Source organism: Streptomyces sp. LUP30 (assembly GCF_001746365.1).
In the GTDB taxonomy this organism is placed as follows: Bacteria; Actinomycetota; Actinomycetes; order Streptomycetales; family Streptomycetaceae; genus Streptomyces.
The window spans coordinates 96788-120678 of record NZ_MJAJ01000009.1 but is presented as its reverse complement, the minus strand read 5'-3'; the positions used below and the strand labels follow the sequence as shown (position 1 = coordinate 120678).

At 72.7% G+C, this 23891-nt stretch carries 23 protein-coding genes; 13 read left to right on the top strand and 10 right to left on the bottom strand.

Annotated elements, in window-relative coordinates:
* Nucleotides 1-255: 255 nt before the first annotated feature.
* Both BG482_RS10955 and BG482_RS10950 read left to right on the top strand, forming a co-directional pair.
* Nucleotides 256-2625 carry a SpoIIE family protein phosphatase gene (locus BG482_RS10955; protein WP_069768752.1) on the top strand — a complete coding sequence of 790 codons (2370 nt, stop codon included), beginning with the start codon at nucleotides 256-258 and terminating at the stop codon, nucleotides 2623-2625.
* Nucleotides 2626-2703: 78 nt separating this feature from the next.
* A complete protein-coding gene (locus BG482_RS10950) occupies nucleotides 2704-4026 on the top strand; it encodes an SLC13 family permease (RefSeq protein WP_256096328.1) in 1323 nt (440 codons plus the stop codon).
* Between the two features lie 26 nt (nucleotides 4027-4052).
* On the opposite strand, the gene BG482_RS10945 is transcribed toward BG482_RS10950, so the two are convergent.
* Nucleotides 4053-6107 carry an RICIN domain-containing protein gene (locus BG482_RS10945; RefSeq protein WP_069768751.1) on the bottom strand — a complete coding sequence of 685 codons (2055 nt, stop codon included), beginning with the start codon at nucleotides 6105-6107 and terminating at the stop codon, nucleotides 4053-4055.
* Between the two features lie 476 nt (nucleotides 6108-6583).
* Between BG482_RS10945 and BG482_RS10940 the strand changes: the two genes are divergently transcribed.
* Nucleotides 6584-7444, top strand: coding sequence for a phytanoyl-CoA dioxygenase family protein (locus BG482_RS10940; RefSeq protein WP_069768750.1), 861 nt, complete (start codon nucleotides 6584-6586; stop codon nucleotides 7442-7444).
* Between the two features lie 21 nt (nucleotides 7445-7465).
* Here BG482_RS10940 and BG482_RS10935 read toward each other — a convergent pair whose 3' ends face one another.
* The 3 genes from BG482_RS10935 to BG482_RS10925 all read right to left on the bottom strand — a co-directional run bounded on the left by BG482_RS10935 (nucleotide 7466) and on the right by BG482_RS10925 (nucleotide 9752).
* Entirely contained in the window at nucleotides 7466-7981 is a 516-nt protein-coding gene (locus BG482_RS10935; RefSeq protein WP_069768749.1) for a flavoprotein, read from the bottom strand.
* A 248-nt stretch (nucleotides 7982-8229) separates the two neighbouring features.
* Nucleotides 8230-8430, bottom strand: a complete 201-nt coding sequence (locus BG482_RS10930) for a ferredoxin (protein WP_069768748.1) — start codon at nucleotides 8428-8430, stop codon at nucleotides 8230-8232.
* An 11-nt stretch (nucleotides 8431-8441) separates the two neighbouring features.
* Complete coding sequence (locus BG482_RS10925; RefSeq protein ID WP_079141735.1) at nucleotides 8442-9752, bottom strand: cytochrome P450; 1311 nt, start codon at nucleotides 9750-9752, stop codon at nucleotides 8442-8444.
* Nucleotides 9753-10084: 332 nt separating this feature from the next.
* On the opposite strand from BG482_RS10925, the gene BG482_RS10920 reads away from it, so the two are divergent.
* Complete coding sequence (locus BG482_RS10920) at nucleotides 10085-10708, top strand: LysE family transporter (protein ID WP_069768747.1); 624 nt, start codon at nucleotides 10085-10087, stop codon at nucleotides 10706-10708.
* A gap of 178 nt (nucleotides 10709-10886) precedes the next feature.
* Nucleotides 10887-11336 (top strand): nitroreductase family deazaflavin-dependent oxidoreductase, encoded by a 450-nt coding sequence (locus BG482_RS10915; protein ID WP_069768808.1) that lies wholly within the window; start codon nucleotides 10887-10889, stop codon nucleotides 11334-11336.
* Between the two features lie 172 nt (nucleotides 11337-11508).
* On the opposite strand, the gene BG482_RS10910 is transcribed toward BG482_RS10915, so the two are convergent.
* Nucleotides 11509-12426, bottom strand: coding sequence for a cation diffusion facilitator family transporter (locus BG482_RS10910; protein WP_256096329.1), 918 nt, complete (start codon nucleotides 12424-12426; stop codon nucleotides 11509-11511).
* 243 nt (nucleotides 12427-12669) lie between these two features.
* Here BG482_RS10910 and BG482_RS10905 point away from each other — a divergent pair, with 243 nt between their 5' ends.
* The gene (locus BG482_RS10905) at nucleotides 12670-13689 is read left to right on the top strand and encodes a glutathione S-transferase family protein (protein WP_069768745.1); all 1020 of its coding nucleotides are present in this window, start codon (nucleotides 12670-12672) and stop codon (nucleotides 13687-13689) included.
* A gap of 51 nt (nucleotides 13690-13740) precedes the next feature.
* Entirely contained in the window at nucleotides 13741-14037 is a 297-nt protein-coding gene (locus BG482_RS10900) for a DUF4235 domain-containing protein (RefSeq protein WP_069768744.1), read from the top strand.
* A 173-nt stretch (nucleotides 14038-14210) separates the two neighbouring features.
* Here BG482_RS10900 and BG482_RS10895 read toward each other — a convergent pair whose 3' ends face one another.
* Nucleotides 14211-14603, bottom strand: a complete 393-nt coding sequence (locus tag BG482_RS10895; protein WP_069768743.1) for a VOC family protein — start codon at nucleotides 14601-14603, stop codon at nucleotides 14211-14213.
* Between the two features lie 207 nt (nucleotides 14604-14810).
* Between BG482_RS10895 and BG482_RS10890 the strand changes: the two genes are divergently transcribed.
* Nucleotides 14811-15173, top strand: a complete 363-nt coding sequence (locus BG482_RS10890) for a DUF1304 domain-containing protein (RefSeq protein WP_069768742.1) — start codon at nucleotides 14811-14813, stop codon at nucleotides 15171-15173.
* Nucleotides 15170-15733 (top strand): TetR/AcrR family transcriptional regulator, encoded by a 564-nt coding sequence (locus BG482_RS10885; protein WP_069768741.1) that lies wholly within the window; start codon nucleotides 15170-15172, stop codon nucleotides 15731-15733. Before BG482_RS10890 ends, BG482_RS10885 begins: the two co-directional genes overlap by 4 nt.
* Before the next feature lie 282 nt (nucleotides 15734-16015).
* On the opposite strand, the gene BG482_RS10880 is transcribed toward BG482_RS10885, so the two are convergent.
* Nucleotides 16016-16969 carry a GlxA family transcriptional regulator gene (locus tag BG482_RS10880; protein ID WP_069768740.1) on the bottom strand — a complete coding sequence of 318 codons (954 nt, stop codon included), beginning with the start codon at nucleotides 16967-16969 and terminating at the stop codon, nucleotides 16016-16018.
* Nucleotides 16970-17039: 70 nt separating this feature from the next.
* On the opposite strand from BG482_RS10880, the gene BG482_RS10875 reads away from it, so the two are divergent.
* Nucleotides 17040-18008: an NADP-dependent oxidoreductase gene (locus BG482_RS10875; RefSeq protein ID WP_069768739.1), complete on the top strand. Its 969-nt coding sequence runs from the start codon at nucleotides 17040-17042 to the stop codon at nucleotides 18006-18008.
* Nucleotides 18009-18015: 7 nt separating this feature from the next.
* Here the strand turns inward: BG482_RS10875 and BG482_RS10870 are convergent, their stop codons facing one another.
* A complete protein-coding gene (locus tag BG482_RS10870; protein WP_069768738.1) occupies nucleotides 18016-19122 on the bottom strand; it encodes an NAD(P)-dependent alcohol dehydrogenase in 1107 nt (368 codons plus the stop codon).
* Between the two features lie 44 nt (nucleotides 19123-19166).
* The gene (locus BG482_RS10865) at nucleotides 19167-20621 is read right to left on the bottom strand and encodes an aldehyde dehydrogenase (protein ID WP_069768737.1); all 1455 of its coding nucleotides are present in this window, start codon (nucleotides 20619-20621) and stop codon (nucleotides 19167-19169) included.
* A 179-nt stretch (nucleotides 20622-20800) separates the two neighbouring features.
* On the opposite strand from BG482_RS10865, the gene BG482_RS10860 reads away from it, so the two are divergent.
* Nucleotides 20801-21193, top strand: a complete 393-nt coding sequence (locus BG482_RS10860; protein WP_176741345.1) for a MarR family winged helix-turn-helix transcriptional regulator — start codon at nucleotides 20801-20803, stop codon at nucleotides 21191-21193.
* A gap of 190 nt (nucleotides 21194-21383) precedes the next feature.
* Nucleotides 21384-21764, top strand: a complete 381-nt coding sequence (locus BG482_RS10855; protein ID WP_069768735.1) for an anti-sigma factor antagonist — start codon at nucleotides 21384-21386, stop codon at nucleotides 21762-21764.
* A 90-nt stretch (nucleotides 21765-21854) separates the two neighbouring features.
* On the opposite strand, the gene BG482_RS10850 is transcribed toward BG482_RS10855, so the two are convergent.
* Nucleotides 21855-22808 carry a ribose-phosphate pyrophosphokinase gene (locus BG482_RS10850; RefSeq protein WP_069768734.1) on the bottom strand — a complete coding sequence of 318 codons (954 nt, stop codon included), beginning with the start codon at nucleotides 22806-22808 and terminating at the stop codon, nucleotides 21855-21857.
* A 359-nt stretch (nucleotides 22809-23167) separates the two neighbouring features.
* Here BG482_RS10850 and BG482_RS10845 point away from each other — a divergent pair, with 359 nt between their 5' ends.
* A complete protein-coding gene (locus BG482_RS10845) occupies nucleotides 23168-23857 on the top strand; it encodes a DUF4230 domain-containing protein (protein ID WP_069768733.1) in 690 nt (229 codons plus the stop codon).
* The last annotated feature ends 34 nt before the right edge of the window (nucleotides 23858-23891 follow it).

Sequence of the window (23891 nt, the reverse complement as noted above, 5' to 3'; positions counted from 1 at the left end):
CACAACTGATCGATTACAAACAGAATCTGACGCCGCCGTCCGCATGCCCGTCAAGAGCACGGAGCCGTCGTCGAGGCCCGGGGACCACCGTGGTGCCGGCTCCGCCAGATCGGCCGGTTTTGGCTCTTGACCCTGTGGGGAACCCGCTGTCGGGCAGGCCCGCGGGGGTTCTCGTCCGCGCGCGGACGGGACACACTAGGCTGGAACGGAAGTGACGTGCCCGTTCACTGTGAGTGTCCGCGATGGAGTGGCGAGATGAGCCCGGAGTATCCGTTCGACGAGGCTGCGACGGCCCGGGCTGTCGTCGACGACGCCGGAACGCTCGTCGGGTGGAACGAAGGGGCCAGCGCCCTGCTCGGCTGGGAGACGTCCGAGGTCGTGGGCCGGCCCGCGGTGGAACTGCTGGCCGAGGGGGCCCCCGTGCTCACCGGCCCACGCTGGGACGGAACGGTCACTTTGCGCCACCGTGACGGCCGGCCCGTTCCGGTGTGGCTGCTCGCCCACCGCTCCGGGACGCAGGACGGGGGCCCTGGGGAGTGGCTCATCGTCACCCCGGTGGCCGGGGTCGACGGCGCTCTCTCGGACGACCCCCTGGCCTCGGCGGCGCTCGTCCAGTCCCCCTGTGCCGTGGCCGTCTACGACGAGCGTCTGCGGCTGCGCCGGATCAACGAGGCGATGGGCGAGGTGATCGGACTGCCCGAGGAGCGGATCCAGGGACTGCGGCTGTCCGAGATCGGCGGCCGGCCGCAGAGCACGGAGCTGGAGCAGCACATGCTGCGGGTGCTCACCAGCGGTCGGGCGCTGGATGTGCAGATGTACACGCGCACCGGCGGCGAGGAGCAAGCGCACGCCTGGCTGGCCCGGATGGCGCCGCTCACAGATGCGGCGGGCCGGGTGCGGGGCGTGTGCCTGGCCGCCCACGACTTCACCGACAACTACCTCGCCCGTGAGCGGCTCCAGCTGGTCAACGAGGCGAGCGTGCGCATCGGCACCACCCTCGACGTCACCCGGACGGCGCAGGAGCTGGCCGAGGTGTGCGTGCCCGCGCTCGCCGACTTCGTCAGCGTCGACCTGCTCGACCCGCAGGACGGCGGGGAACTCCCGGTCCGCTTCACACCGCCGCTGAGCCTGCGCCGCTCCGCGCACCACTCCGTCAACACCGGCACCCCGGAGGCCGTGGCCAAGCCCGGGGAAGCGCAGGGCTACCCGGCGGGGTCTCCACAGGTCGACTCCCTGATCGCGGGGCGCACCATCATCGGCACCGTGCCCAGCGGCGAGCTGGACGCCTGGCTGACCTGGGATCCGGCACGCCGGGCGCGGGTCCGGGAGCTCGGCGTCCACTCGACGATGTCCGTGCCGATCCGGGCGCGGGGCGTGACCCTCGGCGTCGCGGTCCTCACCCGGTTCCGCCGGCCCGACCCGTTCACCCCGGACGACGTGCTGCTCGCCGAGGAGATCACGGCACGGGCCGCCGTCTGCATCGACAACGCCCGCCGTTTCTCGCGCGAGCGGGAGACCGCCCTCGCGCTGCAGCGCAGCCTGCTGCCGCGCACCCTGCCGCGGACCGCCGCCGTGGACGCCGCCTCCCGCTATCTCCCGGCCGCCCGCGCCGGGGTCGGCGGGGACTGGTTCGACGTGATCCCGCTGTCGGGGATGCGCGTGGCCATGGTCGTGGGCGACGTCGTCGGACACGGCATCCAGGCCTCGGCCACCATGGGCCGGCTGCGCACCGCCGTCCGCACCCTCGCCGACATCGACCTGGCCCCCGACGAACTGCTGACCCACCTCGACGACCTGGTCGTCCGCCTGTCCGAGGAGGCCGGGAACGAGGGCAGCCCCGGCGAGGTCGGCGCGACCTGTCTCTACGCGGTGTACGACCCCGTGTCCCGGCGCTGCACGCTCGCGCGGGCCGGGCATCCCGCGCCCGTGGTGCTCCGTCCGAACGGCGTGGCCAAGCGGATCGATCTGCCCGCCGGTCCCCCGCTGGGCGTAGGCGGCCTGCCGTTCGAGTCCGCCGTCCTGGAGGTCCCCGAGGGCAGCGTGCTCGCCTTCTACACCGACGGTCTGATCGAGACCCGCGGGCGGGACGCGCAGTCCGGTCACCGGCTGCTGGGCGAGGCGCTCGCGGCGCACGCGGACTCCCTGGACGAGACCTGCGACCGGATCCTGCACTCCCTGCTCCCGTCCGGCGGCGCCGCCGACGACGTGGCCCTGCTGCTCGCGCGCACCCGGGGGCTGCCCGCCGCCCAGGTCGCGACCTGGGACATCCCGGCCGATCCCTCGCTGGTCGCGCCGATCCGCAGACAGGTCGTGGGGCAGCTGGCGCGCTGGGAGCTGAGCGAGGCGTCGTTCACCACGGAGCTGGTGGTGAGCGAGCTGGTGACCAACGCCATCCGGTACGGCTCCCGGCCGATCCGGCTGCGGCTGATCCACGACAGCGCGACGCTGATCTGCGAGGTGTCCGACAACAGTCACACCGCCCCGCACCTGCGCCGGGCGAGGACCTTCGACGAGGGCGGCCGCGGCCTGCTCCTGGTCGCCCAGCTCACCCAGCGCTGGGGCAGCCGGCACACCCCGGAGGGCAAGACGATCTGGGCGGAGCTGAGCCTGCTCGACGAGGACTGAGCGGGCCTGTGCCGCCTGCCGCCGTGGGCGGTGTGACGGGTGTGACTGCTTGCCGGACGTTTACCCGGGCATGTTTTCATGGACCGGCACCCGGACCAGTTCGATGGGCGGGCCCGACCACGTCCCCGCCTCCGGAGTACTCCTCTGAACACCCCGCTCGCAGAAGCTCTGTCCGTCTGTCTGCTCGCCGCCTCCCTGGTGTGGGCGGTGCTGCGCCCCGCCGGACGGTCGGAGGCGTTGATCGCCGTCCCCGCCGCGGCCGTGGCGATCGTCCTCGGCGCGGTCTCGCCGCAGCACGCGCTGGCCGAGGCCGAACGCCTCGGGCCCGTCGTCGGCTTCCTCGCGGCGGTGCTGGTGCTGGCGCACCTGTGCGACGTCGAGGGACTGTTCACGGCGTGCGGGGCGTGGATGGCCCGCCGGGCCGCCGGCCGCCCCCGACGGCTGATGGTCGCGGTGTTCGTACTGGCCTCGGCGGTGACGGCCGTGCTGAGCCTGGACGCGACCGTGGTGCTGCTCACCCCGGTGGTGTTCGCCACCGCCGCCCGCATGGGCGTGCGCTCCCGGCCGCACGTCTACGCGTGCGCGCACCTGTCGAACACGGCCTCGCTGCTCCTTCCGGTCTCCAACCTCACCAATCTGCTGGCCTTCGAGGCGAGCGGGCTGAGCTTCACCCGGTTCGCCGCCCTGATGGCGCTGCCCTGGGTCGTCGCGATCGGGGCCGAGTACCTGGTATTCCGGCGGTTCTTCGCCGACGACCTGCCCGCCGTCGAGGGCGGTGCCGACGACGGCCCCGCGCCCGAGCTGCCCCTGTTCGCGCTGGTCACCGTCGCCTGCACGCTCGCCGGGTTCGTGGTGGCCTCGGCGGTCGGGATCGAACCGGCGTGGGCGGCGTTCGCGGGCGCCCTGGTCATGGCCGGACGGGCGCTGGCCCGGCGGCGGGTGACGCCGGTCGCCGTCGTGCGGGCCGCGGCGCCGGGGTTCCTGGCCTTCGTGCTGGCGCTCGGGATCGTCGTGCGCGCGGTGGTCGACAACGGGCTCGCCGACGCGCTGCGGCACGTCCTGCCCGGCGGCCCGGGCCTGCTCGCGCTGCTGGGCGTGGCCGCGCTGGCCGCCGTCCTGGCGAACCTGATCAACAACCTGCCCGCGGTGCTGGTACTCGTGCCGCTCGCCGCCCCGGCCGGGACCGGGGCGGTGCTCGCGGTGCTGCTCGGGGTGAACATCGGCCCCAACCTGACCTACGCGGGATCCCTGGCGACGCTGCTGTGGCGGCGCGTGGTGCAGGAACGCGAGGAGCGGGTCGGCGTCGGCGAGTTCACCCGCCTGGGGCTGCTCACGGTGCCTGCCGCGCTGATCCCGGCGGTCGCCGCGCTGTGGGCCTCGCTCCAGGTGATCGGCGTCTGACGGACGTGCGGCCACTGCGGCCGACGTCAGTGCCCCCAGCCGCCTGACCCGTATCCCCCGTATCCGTGGCCCCCGCCGTAGCCGCCGTAACCGGAGTCGCCGTAGCCGCCGTATCCGGAGCCGCCGCTCGGTCGGCCTCCCCACTGGCAGGAGTACGGGTGGGCGTACGAGCAGGACGACTTGTCCGAGCCGGACGGGGCGCCGGACGTCGGCCCGGGCGCCGGGGCGGCGGTCCTGTCGGCGGACGGCGTCGGAGCGGGCGCCGGGGGCTTGGCCGCCTTGGGCGTGGCGCCCTGGGCCGGGGCCTCGGAGGCGGTGCTGTCGGCGCCCCAGTTGACGAACTGCATCTGCGCGTCGGGTTTCGAGGTGTCGATCACCCAGCGCTGTGCGGCACTGTCCACCCGGTTCTTCAGCACGAGGGCGCCCGATCCGTCGGTGGCGGCCGGCGCGAGCGCGAGGTTCTGGCCCGAGCGCGGGACGAGGGTGCCCTGCAGGGTGAAGTCGTAGCGCACGTTCTCGGGTTCCGGCCGGCCGGCCCCGGCGCACGGGCCCAGCCGCACCGAGTAGCCGAGGCGCGAGTCCAGGCACAGCCCGGCGTCGGCGGCGCTGCGCAGCAACCCGTCCGGTTCGTACGACCACTGCTGGCCGGGCGCCGAGGAGCAGGCGGCGAGTTCGGTCTCGGCGCCGTCGGCGGCCTCGCCCCCGACGATCCCGATGCACAGCCCGGAGGCGACGTTGTGCAGCCGGCCGCGCATGGCGCCCTGGGCCTTGTCACCGGCGCCCGCCCAGGAAGGGTCGTTGCCGGCCGTGTCCGTCCCCGCGGCCGGAGCCTTCGCTCCCTCGTTGTCCGCGACCGAGGCGGTGTCGTCCCCGGAGCCGAGGGCGGCCCACACCACGAGCGGCAGGACGACGATCCCGCTCACGGTCAGCACGGCGGCGGCCACGTTGCGGCGGCGGGCCCGGCGGGCCGCCTTCTGGGCCGAACGGCTCGTCGCCGGACGGGGGTCGGCGTCGGCCGTGGCACCGGTTCGGCCGGCGAGGCCCGCGGCCCGCGCCCCGATCCGGGACAGCGCGCCCGACCGCGATCCGGCGCGGCGGTCCGCGCCGCCCGATCCCGCTGCGTCGGGCGCGGGAGAGGGAGCGGGCGAGGGAACGCCGGCGTTCCCGTCGGTGAAGGCCTCGCCCGTATATCCCCGGGGCGGCTCGACGAACCGGCCGTCGCCGGCCATCCTGACCGCCACGTAGGCGGCGGCCGCCCAGCCCAGGATTCCTTCGGCCAGGGCGGCGCCGAGCAGCCCCTCGAACTGTCTGAGCTGGTCGGCGGTGTGGGCGCAATGCCGGCACTGTCCGAGGTGGGCGCGCAGGTCGGGATCGAGGTCGGCGCCTCCGCGGCGGCAGGTGACGTCCAGCAGCCGGTGGTAGCGGTGGCACTCGTCGTCGGTGGCGAGTTCGCGGTGCACCTGGAGGCACTCCTCGCGCAGCCGCTCGCGGGCCCGGCGCAGTTCGACGCGGGCGCCGTCCTCCTCCAGGCCCAGCAGCCCGCCCGGCACCGCCAGGGGTTCGGCCTCGACCTCGACGTGCCAGAGCAGACAGCGGGCCGACTCGGGCAGGCGCTGGAACGCCCGGGACAGCATGCGCCGGTGCACGGGCGGCAGCATCAGGGCGGCCACGCGATCGCCGACCATGCCGTCAGCGTCGCCGTCCGCCTCGGCCTCGGAGCGCAGCGCGGGGTGCAGCAGGTCACGGCGGCCGTCGGCTTCCCACTCGGCGGCGACGCGGCGCACGGTGACCAGCAGATGCGGGCGCCATGCGGCCGTGGGCCCGTTCTGCCGCAGGGTCTCGCCGAACAGCCGGGTGAAGGCGGCCGTGGTGAGCATGCCGGCCGCGCGTTCGCCGTCGGTGCACAGCCGTGCGTAGGCGAAGGCGGCCTCCCAGTGCCGGTCCAGCAGTTCACCGACCGGGTGCAGCGCGGGGGACGCCCCCGTCCACTTCTTCAGCTCCGCGCTCAGTTGTTCGTCCGTCGCGTCGAAGCGGCGCGCCGAAGGGGAATTCGACAGGCCTGCGTGATTCACGGTCTGCATTCCTTCCGGGGGCATGCGGCACAAAGTCCATACCATCGGGTATGCGATCCGGCCGGGGAAGCGGGATCGGCTCGCACAGGGTTCGACGCCTCCGAACGTCCGCGGGGGACGGCTCTTTTGGAGCGTGCGGGGTGTGAACGGGAGACGTCTCGCGCGCACAGTGCGGAAAACGTTGTCCGTGCGCCGACAAGGCACACTTTCGCACAGCCGGACCTGGAGGAACAAGAGACCGCACGGTTTCCCGCATTCCCCACCGACCCAGAAATGTTGACGAAACGTCAATCGTTGAAGGAGGCGTGGGGCGGTCCCTGTATCGTCGCCCCTTTTGGCCCCCCCTTTCGACGGGATTTCGGGTGGGAAATCAGCTGGTGCGTTCCGTCCCGAACGCCGCCTCGACGCGCTTTCCGCGCCGTGTCCCGGCGGGCGGCCGTCCTGCCGTGGCAGGGTCGGGTGCAGCGGACCGAAGGAGGGCACACATGAGGGTCGAGGCCACGGACGACGTCGGCGGCGGGGCTCACGTCCTGGGCGAGGCGGGGCTGCGGCAGTACAGGGAGGACGGCTTCACCGTCGTCCGGGGACTGTTCGGGTACGACGAAGTCGACGCGCTGTGCGCGGAGTTCGGGGCGCTGCAGGCGGCCGGGAGGCCCGTGCCGGGACATTTCGAGCCGAGCCCGGGGGACGCCGATCCGCTGCGGGCGTACCCGAGGGTGATGTACCCGCACGAGATCTCCCCGCTCGCGCGGCGGACCCTGCTGGACGCGCGTCTGCGGGAGGCGCTGGAGGAGTTGCTCGGCGAGGAGGCGCTGGCCGCGCAGAGCATGTTCTACTTCAAGCCGCCCGGCGCCCGGGGCCAGGCACTGCACCAGGACAACTTCTATCTGCGGGTCGAGCCGGGCACCTGCGTGGCCGCCTGGCTGGCCTGTGACGTGATCGACCGGGACAACGGCGGACTCGAGGTCGTGCCCGGCACGCACCGGATGCAGCTGTTCTGCCCGGAACAGGCGGACGAGCAGGTGTCGTTCGCGCGGGAGTACGTGCCGCCGCCGCCCGGTCTGACGCCGACGCCGGTCGACATGGCGCCGGGGGACGTACTGTTCTTCAACGGCAGCCTGGTGCACGGATCCCGCCCCAACCGCAGCGTCGACCGGTTCCGCCGCTCGTTCATCGGCCACTACGTCGGCCGGTCGGCGGAGCGGATCGGCGGGTACTACCGGACGCTGACCATGAGCGGGTCGCGGGTGGTCCTGCCGGAGAGCGAGGGCTCGGGACCCTGCGGCACGGAGTTCGCGTCGCGGACCCCCCGCGATCCGGAACCCGGACCGGCCGGCCCCGGGTGAGTCCCGGCCCGCCGCACCGGCTCAGTCGAGCAGGTCCAGCGCCCGCTCCCACCCGAACCCCTCCCCCGCGGCACGCTCGTACGCGGGCGCGAAGCGCACACCCATCGCGCGCAGCCGCGTCAGGCTCTCCCGGTAGGCGGGATGACGGGCGAGCGTCTCGTTCACGCAGGGCAGGACGCCGACGGGGACGCCGAGTCCGACGACCTCGCACAGGGTGCCCAGTGCGAGCGTGTCGGCCACTCCCGCCGCCCACTTGTTGACGGTGTTGAACGTGGCCGGGGCGACCACGACCGCGTCGGGATCCGGGAACGGCCGCGGGTCGCCCGGCCGTCGCCAGGCGGAGCGGATCGGACGCCCGGTCTGCGCCTCCACGGCGGCGACGTCGAAGAAGCCGTTCACGGCGGGCGGCGTGGCGATGACGCCGMCCCGCCACCGCCGCTTCTGTGCGGCGGTGATCAGCTCGCCGACGTCCGCGGCGACGCCCGCGGCGCAGACGACGAGGTAGAGGAACGGCTGCTGTTCGTCCTGTGGGGTCACCCGCGAACCCTACTGAAGCGGGAAGGGCACCCCTTGTCCGCTCTCGGTCGCGCGCACGAGCAGGCGTTCCTGGACTGCCTGGCCGGACCGGTGGCCGAGACGAGCCCGCCGTCCGCGCCGACCGGCCGGCTGTTCCTCCCGGCCGAGGTCGCGACGGGGAGGAAGGGATCAGCGGCGACGCCGCCCCGGCGGCGGAGGTCCAGGAGGCGGCGCTGCTGCCGTCGGGCCGGGAGAGAATCCGGCGAGCGTCAGCCCGGCGGACCGGACAGCTTGATCGCGCCGACCGGGCAGGCGCGCGCGGCCTCCCGGAGCATCGGGTCGCCGCCGCCGTCCTCGCGGCCTGGCACCAGGGCGCTGAAGCCGTCGTCGTCCTGGGTGAAGACGCCCGGCGCGGCCAGGGCGCACTGGCCCGCGCCGATGCAGACGTCGGTGTCGATGTGGATGTCCATGGGGTGGCCCCTCACCAGGTCACGGGGAGTTCCAGCATCCCCTGGATGGTGTCTCCGGGCTTGAAGCGGACCTCCTCGGCCGGAACGGCCAGACGCAGGCCGGGCAGCCGCGCAAGGAGCGTGCCCAGGGCGATCTCCAGTTCGGCGCGGGCCAGATTCTGGCCGAGGCACTGGTGGATGCCGAAGCCGAAGGCCACGTGGTGGCGGGCGGAGCGGCTCCAGTCGAGGTCGTCCGGCGCGGGGAAGGCGCTCTCGTCGCGGTTGATGACCGAGGTCGCGAAGACCACGCCGTCCCCGGCCCGGATCGTCGTCCCGCCGACGTCGATGTCGTCGGTGGCCTGACGCAGCAGCCCGTCCGCGATGGACAGCATCCGCATCAGCTCCTCGACGGCCGCCGGCAGCAGCGACGGGTCGGCTCGCAGCTCGGCGAGCCGATCGGGGTGCTGGAGCAGGGTGTAGACACCGAGGGAGATCATGTTGGCGGTCGTCTCGTGTCCGGCGACCAGCAGGATCGTGGCCAGCGAGACGGCCTCCTGGCGGTCCACCGTCCCTTCGCGCACCTGCTTGTCGACCAGGACGTCGAGGACGCCGTCGCCGGACGGAGCCTCCAGCTTGCGGTCGATCAGGGCGCCGAGGTAGGCGTCGAGCCGGTCGCGCGCGTCGCGCACCTCCTGCTGCACCCTGCTGCGCAGCAGACGCCGCGACTGCTCCTCGAAGAACTCGTGGTCGGCGTACGGAACGCCGAGCAGCTCGCAGATCACGGTGGACGGCACGGGCAGCGCGAAGGCGCTCACCAGCTCCGCGGGCGGTCCCTGGGCGAGCATGGCGTCGATCCGCTCGTCGACGACGCGCTGGATGGCCGGGCGCATGGCCGTGGCGCGTTTGAGGGTGAAGTTCGCCAGCACCAGCCGGCGCTGGGCGTGGTGTTCGGGGTCGTCGACGTTGAGCAGAGCGGCCCTGCGGTCCGGCAGGGCCCGCAGCCGGGGAGAGGTCGCCGGGTAGCCGGGGCGGGTGCGGTCGGTCGACAGCCGGGGGTCGGCCAGCAGGGCGCGGGCCGTCTCGTGACCGGTGACCAGCCAGGCGGTGCTGCCGTCGTAGAGGGTGACGCGGGCGAGCGGACGGGAGGCGCGCAGGGGATCGTAGGCGGCCGGCGGTCGGTAGGGGCAGGTCCGGTCCTGCGGGAAGGCGACGGGGGTCTCGCCCCGCACCGCCGCCTCCGCCGGGCACGCCGCGCCTTCGTCGTGCGTGGCGATCCGGGTGTCGTGGGCGGCCTGGGTATCTGTCGCGATCTCGGCGTCCGTCGTGACCTGGGTATCCGTCATGGTGACCTCGCAGACGAGGGGTGCGTCCTGCCGATCTTCATTAGATGCCCCGGGCACCTATAAGGCGACATGGAGTTCGGCCAGATCGACGAATGGGGCGATAGGGCCGGAATCGTTCGCTCCGAAGTCCCGCCTCGACGGCGGATCAGGCAGCTTCCGCGACGGCGTGGGCGCCGGCCTGGGGAAAAACAGTTGCCGTCGGGTGGTCGCCACCCGCACGATCCCGCCATGCCCACAGACGAAGCCCTGCCGCTGCCGACGTCCGCCGCCGCCTCCACGGCCCCGGTCCAGCAGCAGCCCGGCGTCCCCCGGAGGCCCGACACCGCAGCCTCGTGACGGCCGCGCTCGTCGCGGGTCTGGTCGCGGGATACGGCATCGCCGTACCCGTCGGCGCTGTCGCGACCTATCTCGTCTCCCTCACCGCACGCACCTCGCTGCGCACCGGTGTGTGCGCCGCGCTCGGCGTCGCCACCGCCGACGGGCTGTACGCCCTGGTCGCCACGGCCGGGGGCGCCGCCGTCGCCGCCGTGCTGCGGCCGGTGCTCACGCCCCTGCGCTGGGCCTCGGCCCTGGTGCTGCTCGCACTGGCGGCCCGGGGCGCGGTCACGGCGCTGTCCCAGTACCGGGCCCACCGGCTCAGCACCCGCTCGGCACCGCCTCCGCCGAGCGCGGCGCGGGCCTTCCTGAGCCTCCTCGGCATCACCCTCCTCAACCCGACGACCGTGGTCTACTTCGCCGCGCTGGTCCTCGGCAACGACGCCGACGACGCGGTACGCCCCCTCGAACAGGGCGTGTTCGTGCTGGCGGCCTTCGTCGCGTCGGCGAGCTGGCAGGTTCTGGTCGCCTGCGGCGGCGCGCTGCTGGGCAGGGCCCTGACGGGTCACCGCGGACGACTGGCCACGGCGCTCCTGTCGAGCGCGGTGATGACCGGGCTGGCCGTGCGCATGGTGGCATAGACCGCACCGGTACGGATGAAACAGCCGGGTACCGGTGTTGAAGCACGACGCGAGCCGACGTGTGTGGAATCGACGAGTGCGGGACCGACGTGTGCGACGCGGATCGCACGGCGACGGCTCGACGACGGACACGACGGCCGCCATGACGACGGAAGACACGACGAAGGGGACGGATGCCATGCCTCTCGAAGGCGAGTACGAACCCAGCCCGGAACAGTGGGTGCGCGACCAGGTCGAGCAGTACGAACGCTCCGGTGGCAAGGAGGCGACGACGCTGCGGGACACGGGCATGCCCGTCATCCTGCTGACCACCCGGGGCGCGAAGAGCGGGAAGCTGCGCAAGACCCCGCTGATGCGGGTCGAGCACGACGGCCGGTACGCGCTGGTCGCCTCCCAGGGCGGCGCGCCGAAGCACCCGGTCTGGTACCACAACGTCAAGGCCGAGCCCCGGGTGGAGCTCCAGGACGGGCCGCAGAAGAGGGACATGACCGCCCGCGAGGTCACCGGCGCGGAGAAGGCCGAGTGGTGGGAGCGCGCCGTCGCCGCGTACCCCCCGTACGCGGACTACCAGAAGAAGACGGACCGGGAGATCCCGGTGTTCGTCGTGGAACCTGACGGCGGCAGCTGACCCGGGCGCGGACGCGGGAGGGCCCTCCGCCGATGCGGAGGGCCCTCCCGCGAGGACCTCGGGGTCCGTGGGTCCGGCTCCCGGATCTGACGGACCCCGCGCGCCTCGCACAACTCCTGGAAGAAGTTCCGCCGGTGCGGGCATGAAGGCGTTCCTGCCGGGCAGCCGACTGTCAGGCCCCGCCGCGCTCCCCCGTCGCGGCGGGGCTTTCCTCTGCCTCGCGCGTGGGACGGTCGGTCACGTCCAGGAAGATCTGGTCGGCCTCGGGGACCACACCGGCGATCGAACGCTTGATCCGGACGGCGACCTCCTCCACCCGCTCGCTGTCCAGACCCGGCATGAGGTCGATGCGGGCCGCCACCAGAGCTGAGTCCAGGCCCATCTTCATCGTGAACAGCGCCTCCACGCTGTCGATCTCGGGCTGGGCGTCGAGCAGGGCGCGGATGCGCGAGCCGGTCTCGGGGTCGGCGGCCTCGCCGATGAGCTGGTCACGGGCCTCACGCCCGAGCCGGTAGGCGACGAAGACGAGCAGTGCGCCGATCGCCAGCGAGGCGGACGCCTCCCACACGACCTGCCCGGTCACCATGTGCAGGGCCATCCCGACCGCGGCCAGGGTGACGCCGAGCACCGCCGTGCCGTCCTCGGCGACGACCGTCCGCAGGGCGGGGTCGCGCAGCCCCGCGACGGCGCCGCCCTGTCCGTGGACCTGGTGCAGCGCCCGCAGCAGCGAGGCGCCTTCGGCCAGGAAGGAGACGCCGAGCACGATGAGGCCGGCCACATAGCCGCTCGTCTTCTCGTCGGCGCCCGACCGCAGCGCCTCGACGCCCTGGAAGACGGAGAAACAGCCGCCCATGACGAAGATCCCGACGGCGGCGAGCAGCGACCAGAAGAACCGTTCCTTGCCGTAGCCGAAGGGGTGCTGTCGGTCGGCGGGGCGGCGGCTGCGGCGCAGCGCGGCGAGGAGGAAGACCTCGTTCAGGCTGTCGGCCACGGAGTGCGCGGCCTCCGACAGCAGCGCGGGCGAACCCGCGACCAGGCCGCCCACCGCCTTCGCCGCCGCGATGATCAGGTTGGCGGCGAGGGCCACCAGGACCGTGACACGTGTCTTCCGGTCGGCTTTCCGTTCGGCACCGCGCTCGCCTTTCTCCGGGGTCGTCTCTTCGCCTGTGCGTTCGGCGTTCCGTGTTGAAGGTGTCCCGCTCACGTTCGCCGACTGCCCCGGCGGGTGCGGCTCACACCGTGCCGGCGGCCGAAATCGGGGAACGCGGTGAGCAGGGAACCCGTCACGCACGGAACCCGTCACGCACGGAACGCATCATCACCGGGAGGAAGCATGGGCGGCAGGGGCGACGACAACGCCGCGTACGGGCACACGTCGTTCGTACGGTCCGCGAGCCGGTTCACCGACCGCGTCACGGCGGACGGCCGCGACGGCTGGCCCGTCGAGGCGGGCCGTTACCGGCTGGTCGTCAGCCGTGCCTGCCCGTGGGCGAGCCGGGCGGTGATCTCGCGGCGGCTCCTCGGTCTGGAGGACGCGTTGTCCATGGCGATCGCCGACCCGATCCAGGACGACCGCAGCTGGCGCTTCACCCTCGACCCGGACGGCCGTGACCCGGTGCTCGGCATCCGCTACCTCAGCGAGGCCTACGAACGCCGGGAGAGCGATCCGCCGGGCGGGGTCAGCGTGCCGGCCGTGGTGGACGTCCCCAGCGGCAAGCTGGTGACCAACGACTACCAACGGCTCACCCTCGACCTCGCCACCGAGTGGTCGGCCCGGCACCGCCCCGGCGCCCCCGACCTGTACCCCGAACAGCTGCGCGACCAGATCGACACGGTGATGGCCGAGGTGTACGAGGACGTCAACAACGGGGTGTACCGAGCGGGTTTCGCGACCGAGCAGAAGGAGTACGAGGAGGCGTGCGCGGGCGTCTTCCGGCGTCTGGACCTGCTGGCGTCCCGGCTGACCGGGCAGCGGTACCTGGTCGGCGAGACGATCACCGAGGCGGACATCCGGCTGTTCACCACGCTGGTGCGTTTCGACGCCGTCTATCACGGTCACTTCAAGTGCAACCGCTGGAAGTTGACCGAGAACCAGGTGCTGTGGGCGTACGCCCGCGATCTGTTCCAGACGCCCGGCTTCGGCGACACCGTCGACTTCGACCACATAAAGCGGCATTACTACCGAGTGCACACCGGCATCAATCCGACCCGGATCGTCCCCCTCGGTCCGGACCTGGCCGGCTGGCGCTCCCCGCACCACAGGGAGGAGCTCGGCGGCCGTCCCTTCGGCGACGGGACTCCTCCCGGACCGGTGCGCGCCGAGGAACAGGTTCCGGCACGGGGACGCCCCTGAGACCCCGTACCCCTGACACCACCCGTACCCCTCAGACAAGGAGAGACCGACGTGTCGAAGAAGAGGAAACTGCCCCTCGTCTACCAGCCCGTGGGCTTCGCGCTCGGCTGGGCGAGCGGCGCCCTGGCGGGCCTCGCGTTCCGCAAGGCCTGGAAGGCGATCCGTCACGAGGACGACGCCCCCGACGCTCTGGACCGGGACCGCGGCTGGGGCGAGATCCTGCTCGCGGCGGCGGTTCAGGGCGCGATCTTCGCGGCGGCACGCAGCGCCGCCGACCGGACCGGCGCCAAGGCGATCGAACGGTCCACCGGTGTGTGGCCCGCCAAGGAGAAGTCCGGCCGGGACTGAGCCCTGACGGGCGCACGCCCGTCCCCCGGCAGCCGACTCGGGGCCGCCCGGCCGAGATGCCGGGCGGCCCCGAGTCGGCTGCCGGGACGCCATGACCGGGCGTCGATCCCGTGCGCGGCCCGGGTGCCGTCCCGCTTCAGCCGCGCTTCGGTCCCCTCAGCCCTGCTTCGGCTTCAGCCCTGCTTCGGCGCTGTGGAAGGTTCGAGACGCAGGGTGAAGGAGTGGCCGGCCGGGTCGGCGTAGCCTCGCTCCTCGTGCGGGCCGGGGGCGCCCTTGGTCTCCAGCGGGCGACCGCCCAGACCCACGACCCTGCGCTCCACCTCGTCGAGGTCGTCGACGATGAAGTCCAGATGGGCCTGGAGGGAGTTCTCGGGGCGGGGCCAGCTCGGCGGGGTCGCGTTCACGTCCCGCCGGAAGGCCAGGCGGATGCCGTCGGCGCCCCTGATCTCCACGCGGTTGGCGCTCGTGTCGGTCTCTTCGGCGTCCAGCAGCCCCTTGTAGAACTCGGCGAGCTTCTCGGGCTCGGCACAGTCGAGCACCACGACGCCCGCTTTCACCACTGCCATGTCGTCGTCTCCTCCGCGAAATCCGGGCCGGGGCGGGCGAGTCCCGTCCCCGAACCTTGCGGATACCCCCGTTTGCGTCAGCCACCGGCCACGCCCCGTCACGCGTCGTCTCGTGCCGTGCGGGGAACGCCGCTGGACTTCCTGGACAGGTGTCCCGCTATAGTGGACACCTGTCTGGGAAGTTGCCCGCAGAAGTCGAGGGAGAGCATGAACATTCTGGCGAACGTGCTGGTCGGGTTGGTGGCTGCGCTGCACCTCTACATCCTGGTGATGGAGATGTTCCTGTGGCAGAAGGCGCCGGGGATGTCGTTCCACGGCTTCGACGCCGAGCTGGCGAGGCGGACCGCCTCGATGGCCGCCAACCAGGGGCTGTACAACGGCTTCCTCGCGGCCGGACTGGTGTGGGGGCTGGTCGCGGCCGATCCGACCGGCTTCAGGGCACAGGTGTTCTTCCTGTCCTGCGTGATCGTCGCGGGGGTGTACGGCGCCGCCACCGCGAACCGGCGGATCCTGTTCGCACAGGCGCTGCCCGGCGCGATCGCCCTGGCCGCCGTTCTGATCGCGCAGTGACCCGCGGCGAAGCCGAGGACCCACGAGCGGCCCGCACCCGGGCCAGGCTGCGCGCCGCGCTGCTCCAGGAGTGCGCCGAGCGGCCTCTGGAGGAGGTCGGGGTGGCCGCGCTGGTGCGCCGGGCGGGCGTCGGACGGGCCACGTTCTATGTGCACTATCCCGACCTGGAGGCCCTCGCCGTCGACGCCTGCGCGGACGTCGTCCGCGAGGCGGTGGAGGCACTGCACGCCTGGCGCGGACGGCCGGACCCGGTCCGCGCCCCGGCCGCGCTGGCGGACTTCTTCGGCTCACTGACGCCCCACGCCACGCTGTATCGCACCCTGCTCACGCGGGGCGGCGGCGGGCCGCTCGGCCGGGTGCTCCACCGGGACCTGCGCGCCTACAGCCTGCGCGAACGTGAGCGGGCGGGCGCGGCGGACGCACCCCTGATCGCCTCGGCCGTCGCCGCGACCTTCGCCGGCGTGCTGGCGGACTGGCTGCACGGCGACCTCGACGGCACACCCGCCGAAATCGCCGACCAGGTCTGGCAGTTGCTGGTCGCCCTGCACGCGAGCCGCTGAGCGGCGATCACCGGCCGGACGCCGCGCCCTTCGCCGGGGGCGGGTCGACGTCGGCGGGCCGGAAGCCCGGCCCGCCGACGTCGACCCGCATGCATCCCTCGCCCCGGTCTCTCCCCCTGCGACTCCCGCCTCAACGCCGTCTCCACACTCCACACTCGGCACTCGGCACTCGGCACTCGGCACTCACTGAGGGCGCCCGCGAGTCTCAACTGCTCTGGTACGCAGTGGAGTTCATCCCCGACCAGCCGCGGCCGCGGGTCGCCCCGGTGTCGCGCCGCACGTTCAGCGGGTGGCCTGGAAGGTTCTGCGGTAGGCCTGCGGGGAGACGCCGATGGCGGTGTGCAGGTGCTGGCGCAGCGAGGCGCCGGTGGCGAAGCCGACTCGGGCGGCGATCTGGTCCACGGAGAGATCGCTGGCCTCCAGCAGGTGCCGGGCGTGCGCGACGCGCTGCTGGATCAGCCAGCGGCCGGGGCTGAGGCCGACCTCGTCGTGGAAGCGGCGGGCGAAGGTGCGCAGGCTCATCCGGGCGTGCGCGGCGAGGTCGGCGAGGGCGAGGGGCTCGTGAAGCCGCTCCAGGGCCCAGGAGCGGGTGGCGGCCGTGCCGGCCGCGCCGGCCACGGGCACGGGCTGCTCGATGTACTGCGCCTGGCCGCCGTCCCGGAACGGCGGCACCACACAGCGGCGAGCCACCTGGTTGGCGAGTTCGCTTCCGTGGTCCTTGCGGACGATGTGCAGGCAGACGTCGACGCCGGAGGCGGCTCCGGCCGAGGTCAGCACCCGGTCGTCGTCGACGAAGAGCACGTCCGGGTCGAGTTCGACCTGCGGGTGCATCCGGCGGAACACCTCCGTGACCTGCCAGTGGGTGGTGGCCCGGCGGCCGTCGAGCAGTCCGGCCGCGGCAAGGACGAACGCGGCGGTGCAGATGGAGACGATGCGCGCCTCGGGGCGGATCAGGGCGAGTGCCTCGGCCACCTCGTCCGGCAGGTCGTGCGTCACCCGGTCGGGGGCCACCGGCGCGATCACGACCGTGTCGGCCGTCGCCAAAACCTCGCGGCCGTGCTCGACGCCGATCGTGAAATCGGCGTTCGTCCGCACCGGACCGCCGTCGACGGTGCAGGTCAGGACCTCGTAGTGACCGTCGGCCGCGCCGAAGATGCGGGCCGGGATGCCGAGCTCGAACGGGTAGACGCCGTCGAGGGCGAGGACGACGACACGGTGCTGGTCTCCGGAAGGCATGGCACGATCCTATCGGATGTTGGCAATCATGCCATTTCGCGGCCGGGTCGCACCGGGCAGGCTGTTCAGCATGAGCACTGTGAACACCCCGCACACCGGTACGACCATGCGCGTCATCGGTCAGGACGTCCTCGGCGGTCCCGAAACACTGAAGCAGACGGAGGTGGAGCGGCCCGCGCCCCGCCCGAACGAGGTCCTGGTCCGGGTGCGCGCCGCCGGCGTCAACCCGACCGACTGGAAGCACCGCGCCACCGGCGGTTTCCTGGGCGAGCCGCCCTTCGTCCTGGGCTGGGACCTCTCCGGAACCGTGGAGGCGGTCGGCATCGGCGTCGCCGCCTTCGCGCCCGGCGACGAGGTCTTCGGCATGCTGCCCTACCCCTACGGCCACGGCTCGCACGCCGAGTACGCCATCGCGCCGGTGCGCGCCCTGTGGCACAAGCCCGAGAGCGTCGACCACGTCCAGGCGGGCGCGCTGCCGCTGGTCTCGCTGACCGCCTGGCAGGCGCTGGTGGAGACCGCCGAACTCCGCCCCGGGCAACGCGTGTTGATCCACGCCGCAGCCGGCGGCGTGGGCCATGTGGCCGTGCAGATCGCCAAGGCGCGCGGCGCGTACGTGATCGGGACGGCCAGCGCGGGCAAGCACGACTTCCTGCGCGAGCTGGGCGTCGACGAGGCGATCGACTACCGGGAGACCGACTTCGCCGAGGCCGTGAAGGACGTCGACGTCGTCCTGGACACCCTGGGCGGCGACACCTCGGTGAAGTCGCTGGGCGTGCTGCGGCCGGGCGGGATCGTCGTGTCGATCCTGCCGGTGGGGTCGGACGAGTTCCACGCGGAGGCCGAGCGGCTCGGGGTGCGGGCGGTGCGGATGCTCGTGGACGCCGACCGGGCGGGGATGCGCGCGATCGCCGAGCTGGTCGAGGCGGGCCGGCTGCGCGCCACGATCGCGGGGGCCTTCCCGCTGGCCGAGGCCGCCGAGGCGCACCGGCTCGGCGACACCGGCCGCACGACCGGGAAGCTGGTCCTGACGGTCGACTGACCGGTCGTCAGAAGACGAGCACGGGTTTGACGGTCTTGCCCGCGGTCATGTCCCGCACCGCCTGTTCGATGTCCGCGAACGGGTAGAAGCCGATCAGGCGGTCCAGCGGGAGACGCCCGTCCTTGACCAGCTCGACCAGGGCCGGGATGAAGGCCTGCGTCTCGCTGTCGCCGAGGGTGAGGCCCACGACGCGCTTGCCGCCCAGCAGCCCGTTGACGTCCAGGGCGACCTCGCTGCCGAAGGGCGGCGCGCCCACGACGACGAGGGTGCCGCGGGCGGCGAGCGCGTCGACGCCCTGGCGCAGCACGGCCGTGTTGCCCGTGGTCTCCACGACGCCGTCGGCGCCCTGCCCGCCGGTGATCTCCGCGACGACCTCGCCCAACGTGGCCTGACCGGCGTCGACGGTGTGGGTGGCACCCAACTCACGTGCCAGTTGCAGGCGTTCGGCGACCCGGTCGACGGCGATGATCGTGGTCGCCGGCGACAGCGCGGCCGCCACGACGGCCGACAGGCCGACGGCTCCGGCGCCGAGGACGACCACGGCGGCGCCGGCCGTCGGCTTCAGCACGTTCCAGACGGCGCCGACGCCGGTCTGGACCCCGCAGCCCAGCGGCGCGATCGACGCCAGCGGGACGTCGGGGTCGACCTTCACGAGGCTGCGCTCGTCGACCAGCGCCCGCTCGGCGAAGGAGGACTGGCCGAAGAAGTGGCCGCCGAGGACCTCGCCGTCCCGGCTGACGGTGCCGCTGCCGTCGGCGCGGCGGCCGCCGAGGAGGTTCAGCGGGAGCCAGGCGGCACAGTAGGCGGGGTGGCCGCCGTGGCAGTTGCGGCAGTCGCCGCACGAGGTGAAGGACAGCACGACGTGGTCTCCGGGGGCCACGCCCGTGACCGCGGAGCCGACCGCCTCGACGACCCCCGCGCCCTCGTGCCCGAGGACTCCGGGCAGCGGGAAGGGCAGTCCGCCGCTCGCCACGCCGAGGTCGGTGTGGCACAGACCGGCCGCGACCAGTCGGACGACCGCCTCGTGCGGTGCGGGGTCTTCGAGCACGACCTCGGAGAGGGTGAAGGGCGCTCCGGCGGACTCGACGACGGCGGCGCGTGTGGTGATGGGCATCGGTGCAACTCCCTTGTCGGGCAGAGGTGTTCGGGTGACCGCACTCAGTCGAGCGAGACGACGACGGACTTGACCCTGGTGTACGCGGCGAGCGCCTCGGGGCCGTACTCGCGGCCGAAGCCGGAGTCCTTGACGCCGCCGAACGGGACGGCGGGGTCGAGCATCGCCCAGTCGTTGACCCAGACGATGCCGGCCTGCAGGCGGTCGGCGACGCGGTGGGCACGGGCCAGGTTGCCGGTCTGGACGCCCGAAGCCAGTCCGTACGGCGTGGAGTTGGCCAGCGCGATCGCCTCGTCCTCGCCCTCGAAGGGCTGGACGGTGAGGACGGGGCCGAAGATCTCCTCCTGGACGACACGGGAGTCGGGCGCGAGGTCGGCGATCACGGTCGGCTTGTAGTAGTAGCCGCCGTCGAGGTCGAGGCGCTCACCTCCGCAGACGATGCGGGCGCCCTCCTTGCGGGCGAGGTCGACGTACTCCTCGACCTTGCGCAGGTGCCGCTCCCCCGCCATCGGGCCGACGACGGTCTCCGGCAGCCGGGGGTCGCCGACCGGCACCCCGGGGACGGCCTCGGCGAGGATGCCGAGCAGGGTGGCGTAGACCGGGCGGGCCACCAGCAGACGCGGGCCGCCCATGCAGAACTGGCCGGTGTTGAAGACGAAGCCCTTGATGACCGCGCCGACGGCCTTCTCCAGGTCGGCGTCCTCGAACACGAGGTGCGCCGCGTTGCCGCCGAGTTCCATGGTGACCGGCTTGAGGTTCTCGCCCGCGACGCTCGCGGCGTGCCGGCCGACCGCGGTGGAACCGGTGAAGGCGATCTTGTCGACGCCGGGGTGGCGCAGCAGCGCCTCGCCGGCGACCGGGCCCGCGCCGGTGACGACGTTGACCACACCGTCGGGGACGCCGGCCCGCTGGAAGAGTCCCGCCATGTACAGGGCGCTGAGCGGGGTCTCGTCGGCGGGCTTGTGGACGACCGTGTTGCCCGCGGCGAGGGCCGGGGCGATCTTGGATCCGGCCAGGATCAGCGGGAAGTTGAAGGGGGTGATCGCGGCGACCACGCCGATCGGGTCCCGCCGGGTGTAGGCGAGGGCGTTCATGGGGGTGTCACGGTGGGCGCCGTCCAGGGCGAAGGCGAGGGACGCGAAGTACTCGTAGTCGTTGGCCGCGTTGGTGACGTCGACGGCGTGCGCGAGGGTGATGGGCTTGCCGACGTCCAGGCTCTCCAGCCGGGCGATGTCGTCGGCCTCCTCGCGGATCAGCTGGGCCACGCGAAGCAGCACGCGGCCCCGCTCCCGGCCGCTGAGACCGGACCACTGCCCGGCGTCGAAGGCCTCCCGTGCGGCCCGCACGGCGGCGTCCACGTCGGCGGCCCCCGCCTCCGCGACGGTGGTGAGGACCGTGCCCCGGGACGGATCGACCACCTCGGTCCGGGCACCGTCCGCGGCGTCTCGCCACTGTCCCCCGACGAACAGTCGGCCGGGGTCGATCTCGAAGGCGGTCATCGCCACTCCTCAGCATCGTCGCCAAGATTTCAACAAACAGGATTCCTGTTGGTTGGCAGTCTCATTACGGACAGGTTTCCTGTCAATGGTCTACGCTCTGCATCATGGTCGGCCCCCGGACAACCCAGGCAGCGGCGCCCGCATCCCCGCCGCACAGGACACCCCCGTCCCTGCTCTACATGGTGAAGCAGGTGGAGCTGGTCGTGCGATCCCACCTGGACGAACTGGTCAAGCCGTCCGGGATCACGGCCCTGCAGTACACGGCGCTGACCGTGCTGGAGCGGCACGACGGACTGTCCGCCGCCCAGCTGGCCCGGGACTCCTTCGTCACCGCCCAGTCCATCGCCGACCTGGTGCGCTCCCTGGAGGGGCGCGGCCTGATCCGCCGCGAGCGCAATCCGCGCAACCGGCGCGAGCTGCTGATCCTGCTCACCGAGGAGGGGCGCGGACTGCTGGAGCGGCACGCCGGCCCGGTGCGGGAGCTGGAGGACCGCATGGTCCGGGACCTCACGGGCCACCAGACGGAGCAGTTGCGCACCGCCCTCTCCAAGGCGTGGCACGCGCTGTCGTAACGCTTTGTCCCCCCTTTGCTCACGACGCGAAAAAACTCGCCCAGAGTCGGTTGCATTTCGAAGACATATGTCAATCGAACATGCTGGAATTCACTCCATCGGGGGTAACTTGCTGAGGCGGGGAACTGCTGCGTGCTCCCCGGCCGTTGGAAGCTCCCGACCGGTGGAGCGGGTTGGAGGCGATGTCGTCGTGCAGGTGGAACCCGCGGCGGACTCCCCGCATCTGCGCGTCCGCCAGGACCGCGGATACACGGTGCTGGAGTTCCGCGGCGAGATCGATCTCGTCGCGGCCACGGAGATCGGCCCGCTGCTCGACGACGCGACCGCCGGTCCCGCACCGCGGATCGTGATCGACCTGACCCGGATCGAGTTCTTCGACTGCTCCGGGCTGCGCCTGCTGTACCGGGCGCGCGGCCGGGTACTCGACCACGACGGGCATCTGCACCTCGTCTGCGCGCATCCGCTCACGCTGCGGATCCTGCGGGCCACCGGGCTGTCCCGGCTGCTGCCGCCCGCCACGACGCTGGACGCGGCCCTGGAGCGGCCCGGCGCCACGTCGGGCACGTTATGACGGCGCCCCGAAGCGCCGCCCGACCCTTCAGCCGTCCCGTCCGCCCCCGCCGGTCCGCCCCGTGCGTCCCGGCCCCGGGCGCCCGCCGCGCTACTGGCCGCGCGCCGCGTCGAACAGGGCGCTGACGGACTCGCCGTTGTGGATGCGGCGCACCGCCTCCGCCAGAGCGGGGGCGATGGACAGGATCCGCAGCTTTTCGGTGTGCTCCTCCACGGGAACCGGCACCGTGTTCGTGCACACGATCTCCAGGACGTCCGGCTGCTCGCTGAGCCGCTTGAGCGCACCGGCGGCGAACAGTCCGTGCGTGCACGCCACCCGTATCGAGCGGGGCTCCGACTCCCTCAGCCGGTCCAGGAGCTCCAGGACCGTGCTGCCCTTGGCGATCTCGTCGTCCAGGACGATGACGTCCCGCCCGGCGATCTCGCCGATCACCGCGCTGATGCTGACCCGGTCGTCGGCGTAGCGCTGCTTGGCGCCCGCCGCCACCTGGGCGCCGATCATCCGGGCGAAGGCGGCCGCCTCCTTGGCGTTGCCGAGGTCCGGCGAGACGACGGTGGTACGGGTGAGGTCGTAGCGGCGAAAGTGCGCGGCCAGTTCCCGGTGGGCGTGCAGGTGGTCCACCGGCATCGAGAAGAAGCCGTGCACCTGGGGCGAGTGGAGCGTCATGGCGAGGACCCGGTGGACGCCGGCCGCCGCCATCAGATCGGCGACCAGACGTCCGCCCAGCGAGATGCGGGGAGCGTCCTTCTTGTCGGAGCGCGCATAGGAATAGTGCGGCATGACGACGGTGATCCTGCCCGCCGACGCCCCGCGGGCCGCGTCGCACATCAGCAGCAGCTCCACGAGGTGCTCCTGCACGGGCCGGACCAGGGGCTGCACGAGGAAGACGTCCCGTTCCCGGCAATTGGCCTGGAGCTGGACCTCCAGGCAGTCGTTGGCGAATCTGCTGAGGCGGGTGGGGCTCAGGGGCACACCGAGGTGGGCGCAGACCTCGGCCGCCAGCTCGGGGTGGGCACTGCCGCTGAACACGGAGATGTCTCGCACGGTCGGCTCCTCGCTGATCGTGTCCGGCCGGGGGCGGGGCCTCTCATGCTACGGACCGCGTCCGTTTTGCCCACCCGCAGAAAGCGCCGGCGGCACCAGGGAGTCCCTCGAAGGCCCCGAACCGGCCAGACCCCCGCGAGCCGAGTGATCAGGTGGTTCGCCGGGTCGCGGCACAGCCCGGCGATCCCGACGGCGCCTCGTGAGCCGTCCGCTCACCGCCCCCTTCCGGCGTTCTCCCGCTCGGGCCGGCGTGCGCGGAAGAGCACCGCGCATGGCCCGTACTGTCACAGCTCCTCAACAGGGCGGTCTGACACGGGCATTGACGGGAATCCGGTCAGGAGGAAGAGAGGACCGTCCGCATGACGACTTCGATCGAGCCCACCAGGGAGACCAAGTCCACCCGGCGTCCGCCCGGCCGCATACCCGGCTGGGCCAAGGTGCTCACCGCCGTCGTGGTCGTGCTCGTCGTGATGTTCGCGGGGATCCGGCTGAGCCTGCTGCCGGGGCTGCGCGACTTCTTCGGCACGGAGACCCATGACCGCTCGGGTCCCGCCCTGCTCAAGTCCATCCAGGACATGAGCCGCTACGACGCCGCCTCCGGCAACTTCCAGGTCGTCGTGGACCTGGAGAAGGACGCCAAGTACCTTCCCGACGCCATCCGCGGTACCCGCACCCTGTACGTGGGGGCGGGCACCGTCGACGCCTACGTCGACCTCGGCAAGGTCGGCGACAAGAACGTGACGGTCGACGAGAACCGCACCTCGGCCACGCTCCGGCTGCCCCATGCCCAGCTCGGCAAGCCGGCCCTCGACCCCGACCGCTCCTACGCGGTGTCCAAGCAGCGCGGCCTCCTCGACCGCCTGGGCGACCTCTTCTCCGACAACCCGGGCGGTGAGCAGGCCGTGCAGAAACTCGCGGTCAAGCACATCGGGGACGCGGCCAAGGAGAGCGAGCTCACCAAGCGCGCCGAGACCAACACCACCGACATGCTCCAGGGGCTGCTGCGCTCCCTCGGCTTCAAGGAGGTGAAGGTGTCCTACGGCACCTGACACCCGGGCCGTGGCGGGCGGACGCGCGGGCGAC

Coding starts and splice junctions, on each gene's coding strand:
- BG482_RS10955 (WP_069768752.1), top strand. CDS start 256: ATGAGCCCGGAGTATCCGTTCGACGAGGCTGCGACGGCCCGGGCTGTC.
- BG482_RS10950 (WP_256096328.1), top strand. CDS start 2,704: ATGGACCGGCACCCGGACCAGTTCGATGGGCGGGCCCGACCACGTCCC.
- BG482_RS10945 (WP_069768751.1), bottom strand. CDS start 6,107: ATGCAGACCGTGAATCACGCAGGCCTGTCGAATTCCCCTTCGGCGCGC.
- BG482_RS10940 (WP_069768750.1), top strand. CDS start 6,584: ATGAGGGTCGAGGCCACGGACGACGTCGGCGGCGGGGCTCACGTCCTG.
- BG482_RS10930 (WP_069768748.1), bottom strand. CDS start 8,430: ATGGACATCCACATCGACACCGACGTCTGCATCGGCGCGGGCCAGTGC.
- BG482_RS10925 (WP_079141735.1), bottom strand. CDS start 9,752: ATGACGGATACCCAGGTCACGACGGACGCCGAGATCGCGACAGATACC.
- BG482_RS10915 (WP_069768808.1), top strand. CDS start 10,887: ATGCCTCTCGAAGGCGAGTACGAACCCAGCCCGGAACAGTGGGTGCGC.
- BG482_RS10905 (WP_069768745.1), top strand. CDS start 12,670: ATGGGCGGCAGGGGCGACGACAACGCCGCGTACGGGCACACGTCGTTC.
- BG482_RS10895 (WP_069768743.1), bottom strand. CDS start 14,603: ATGGCAGTGGTGAAAGCGGGCGTCGTGGTGCTCGACTGTGCCGAGCCC.
- BG482_RS10890 (WP_069768742.1), top strand. CDS start 14,811: ATGAACATTCTGGCGAACGTGCTGGTCGGGTTGGTGGCTGCGCTGCAC.
- BG482_RS10880 (WP_069768740.1), bottom strand. CDS start 16,969: ATGCCTTCCGGAGACCAGCACCGTGTCGTCGTCCTCGCCCTCGACGGC.
- BG482_RS10875 (WP_069768739.1), top strand. CDS start 17,040: ATGAGCACTGTGAACACCCCGCACACCGGTACGACCATGCGCGTCATC.
- BG482_RS10870 (WP_069768738.1), bottom strand. CDS start 19,122: ATGCCCATCACCACACGCGCCGCCGTCGTCGAGTCCGCCGGAGCGCCC.
- BG482_RS10865 (WP_069768737.1), bottom strand. CDS start 20,621: ATGACCGCCTTCGAGATCGACCCCGGCCGACTGTTCGTCGGGGGACAG.
- BG482_RS10860 (WP_176741345.1), top strand. CDS start 20,801: ATGGTGAAGCAGGTGGAGCTGGTCGTGCGATCCCACCTGGACGAACTG.
- BG482_RS10845 (WP_069768733.1), top strand. CDS start 23,168: ATGACGACTTCGATCGAGCCCACCAGGGAGACCAAGTCCACCCGGCGT.